Here is a 2827-nt window from a genome sequence, read left to right as displayed (position 1 = left end):
CGACCACCGCCACCGCTCCCGCACCCGGCGGTCGTCACTCCCTGGTCGCCGTCACCGCCTGCCCCACCGGGATCGCGCACACCTACATGGCCGCCGAGGCCCTCGAGGCCGCCGCCGCGCGGGCCGGGGTCGCCATCGCGGTCGAGACCCAGGGCTCGGCCGGCAGCACGCCCTTGCCGCACGAGACGATCTCCCAGGCCGGCGCGGTGATCTTCGCCGTCGACGTCGGCGTGCGTGACCGCGGCAGGTTCGCCGGCAAGCCGATGGTCAGCTCCAGCGTGAAGCGGCCGATCGACGACGCCGACGCGATGATCGCCGAAGCGCTGCGCTACGCCGCCGATCCCGCGAACGCCCCGCGGGTCGAGGGCGAGGCCTCCGCGGGAGGTGCCGACCACGGCGCTGAGGAGTCGTGGGGTGGCCGCATCCGGCGGGTGCTGATGACGGGCGTCTCGTACATGATCCCGTTCGTCGCCGCCGGCGGTCTGTTGATCGCGCTGAGCTTCCTGCTGGGCGGCTACGAGATCGTCGGCCCCTACGGCGACATCGCCGTCAACAACGGCATCTTCAACCTGCCCGACCCCGAGGCGCTCGGGCTCGACCACGCCCTGTTCAACTCCGGACTGATGGCGTACCTGGGGGCGCTCTTCTTCATCATCGGCAAGACCGCCTTCGCGCTGTTCCTCCCGGCCCTGGCGGGCTACATCGCCTACGCGATCGCCGACCGCCCCGGCATCGCGCCGGGCTTCGTCCTGGGCGGCCTGGCCGCCAACCTCTTCAACGTGCAGACCTCCGACGGTGTCGCCTACCCGGCCACCGGGTTCATCGGAGCGATGATCGGTGGCGCCCTGGCGGGCATCGCTGCGCACTGGATCGCGAGCTGGAAGGTGCCGACCTGGGCCCGCGGGCTGATGCCGGTCCTGGTCATCCCGCTGCTGGCGTCGGTGCTGGCCGGTCTGACGATGCTGATCGTGCTCGGAAGGCCGATCTCCTGGCTGATGGACCAGCTGACCGAGGGGCTCAACTCGATGTCGGGTGGCAGCGCGATCCTCCTCGGGATCATCCTGGGTCTGATGATGGCCTTCGACATGGGTGGCCCGCTCAACAAGGTCGCCTACACCTTCGCCGCAGTGGGGGTCGGCGGCGCATCGCTGGCCAGCGACGCCCCCGAGCTCCAGATCATGGCCGCCGTCATGCTCGCCGGCATGGTCCCGCCGATCGCCCTGGCGCTGGCCACCGTGGTCCGCCCCGGCCTGTTCAACGTGGCCGAGCGGGAGAACGGCAAGGCCGGCTGGCTGCTGGGCCTGTCGTTCATCACCGAGGGCGCGATCCCGTTCGCCGCAGCAGATCCGCTGCGTGTGATCCCCGGGATCATGCTGGGCAGCGCCGTGACAGGCGGGTTGTCGATGGCGATGGAGGTCAGCGTGCGGGCGCCGCACGGAGGGATCTTCGTGCTGTTCGCCGTCGAGAACGTCCTCGGCTACCTCATCGCACTCGCGGCCGGCGTCGCCGTCGGAGCTGCCGCCGTCATCGTCCTGAAGTCCATCGGGCCCTCCGACGCCGACGTCACCACCGTCTGACCTGTTCGACCCACCCCACGAAGGAGCACACATGCCCAGCAAGTCCGTCGTCGTCGGCTCGGCCGTCGGCCTGCACGCCCGTCCCGCCGCGATCATCGCCGAGGCCGCCGAGGGCCTCGACGCCGCGGTCACCATCAACGGGGTGGACGCCAGCTCGTCGCTGATGATCATGACCCTCGGGGCCGGCAACGGCGACACCGTCGAGGTGGAGAGCGACGACCAGTCGGCGCTCGACGCCATCGCCGCCCTCGTCGAGCAGGACCTCGACGCCTGAGCGCAGCACGACCCGACGACGGGCCGGTGTCCCCCCGGGGGGCGCCGGCCCGTCGTCGTACGTCGGGTGGCTAGGGGACCTGCCGGGCCCGGCGCTCGCGCAGCGCGAGGTAGACGGCGCGCACGCCGACGGCCCGCTCGAGGTGGACCATGACGGCGCCGAAGAACTGGCCGCGGTAGGTCTCGTCGGTGATGGCCGAGACGGTGAAGTAGAGGCCGGAGAAGGACGCCAGGAACAGCGACACCTTGACCAGCTCGGCCGAGACCGTGGGCACGAACGGGGCGTGATGGGTGGCCTTCAGCCCGGTCCACGCCTCCTGGACCCCCTCGTTGACGATGAGGGACCCGAAGACCAGCAGGAAGCCGAAGACCGCCACCACCAGCACCAGCACCTGCACGGCCTGGATCACCAGCAGCACCACGATCAGGTTCCACCGCTCGTAGCCGGTGACCTGGGCGTGCGCGGCGGGGTCGACACCGGGGTCGTCCACCAGGTCGCGCACCACGCCCTCCAGCGGCGTGCCCCGGCAGGCGCGCAGCAGGAAGGCGTCGTCCACCGCGTCGTCGGCCTGGTCGACCTCCTCCGGGAGGCGGACCAGCAGGAACACCGTGCCGAGCCCCAGGAGCAGCAGCGAGGTGAGCCACAGGGTGCCGAAGCCGAGGTGCGACGTCATCTGCCAGGCCTCGGCGTTGATGAACAGGAACGCGATGAAGACCAGCAGCAACGGCAGGGCGCGGGACGCGGTGGACAGCACCGATCCCAGGCTCGAGAGCGTGCGCTTGAGGGCCCATCCGACGATGGGACGCGCGCGCAGGGCGGTGAGCGCGTAGGTCACCGCGCCGACTCCCGCCACGGTCAGCAGCACCGCGGGGGCCGCCGCCACCTGGCTGGACAGCCAGCCGAGCAGCCCGGCGAGGAGGGCGGCGACGACCGCCACGACGGCGAGCGCAGGGAGCACCCGGCGCCGGGTCAGGGC

The 2827-nt window shown here is 71.6% G+C and carries 3 protein-coding genes; 2 read left to right on the top strand and 1 reads right to left on the bottom strand.

Annotation, left to right across the window (positions count from 1 at the left end; translation table 11 throughout):
* Together ACXJKL_RS18720 and ACXJKL_RS18715 are read left to right on the top strand one after the other, a co-directional pair.
* Positions 1-1577: PTS fructose transporter subunit IIC (locus tag ACXJKL_RS18720; protein WP_457208512.1), on the top strand; the 1577-nt coding region annotated here is incomplete at its 5' end.
* Positions 1578-1608: 31 nt separating this feature from the next.
* Positions 1609-1851 (top strand): HPr family phosphocarrier protein, encoded by a 243-nt coding sequence (locus tag ACXJKL_RS18715; RefSeq protein ID WP_457208511.1) that lies wholly within the window; start codon positions 1609-1611, stop codon positions 1849-1851.
* A gap of 70 nt (positions 1852-1921) precedes the next feature.
* Here ACXJKL_RS18715 and ACXJKL_RS18710 read toward each other — a convergent pair.
* A partial coding sequence (locus ACXJKL_RS18710) for a hypothetical protein (RefSeq protein WP_457208510.1) occupies positions 1922-2827 on the bottom strand: 906 nt, incomplete at its 5' end.

The sequence above is a fragment of the Nocardioides sp. P5_C9_2 genome (assembly GCF_054049555.1).
Note: the sequence above shows the minus strand (reverse complement) of the source record. Positions and strands in the feature narration are given on the sequence as shown.

Bases quoted from the DNA above. Each gene is read 5' to 3' on its own strand.
- ACXJKL_RS18715 (WP_457208511.1), top strand. From the start codon at position 1,609: ATGCCCAGCAAGTCCGTCGTCGTCGGCTCGGCCGTCGGCCTGCACGCC.